Origin of the sequence: Pseudoalteromonas sp. Isolate6 (genome assembly GCF_022398435.1) — a bacterium.
Lineage (GTDB): Bacteria > Pseudomonadota > Gammaproteobacteria > Enterobacterales > Alteromonadaceae > Pseudoalteromonas > Pseudoalteromonas galatheae.
Genome location: NZ_JAKEVK010000432.1, coordinates 1 through 502, shown reverse-complemented (window position 1 = coordinate 502; position 502 = coordinate 1). Strand labels below are relative to the sequence as shown.

Annotated in this window: 1 rRNA gene; it reads right to left on the bottom strand. The window is 40.3% G+C overall.

What is annotated here, in order from left to right:
- A 16S ribosomal RNA gene (locus L1D50_RS23345) occupies positions 1 to 197 on the bottom strand; the annotation flags it as partial.
- Positions 198 to 502 lie beyond the last annotated feature (305 nt).

Sequence of the window (502 nt, the reverse complement as noted above, 5' to 3'; positions counted from 1 at the left end):
CCTTTGGTCCGTAGACATTATGCGGTATTAGCCATCGTTTCCAATGGTTGTCCCCCACCTCAAGGCATGTTCCCAAGYATTACTCACCCGTCCGCCGCTCGTCATCTTCTAGCAAGCTAGAAATGTTACCGCTCGACTTGCATGTGTTAGGCCTGCCGCCAGCGTTCAATCTGAGCCATGATCAAACTCTTCAATTAAAAGTTTTTTTGAAACCTAAGTTTCATGCTCATTGAATTCTGATTTTGATACCTTTCGGTATCGAATTGACTGTGCTGAATAAACTATGTTTATTCTGTTGGTCACTCAGTTCAATTGAGACTCTAAATTTGTTTGCGTCATCTAGCGAACTAGAATCTGCTGTTAGAACTCAATCTGTACGAGTGCCCACACAGATGATTGCTTCATATTTTTAAAGAACGTTTCGAAACATTTCGTTGTTTCGAGGGATGTGCATTCTAAGCATTCCCAATTTTTTGTCAACACTTAATTTTGAATTTCTTTA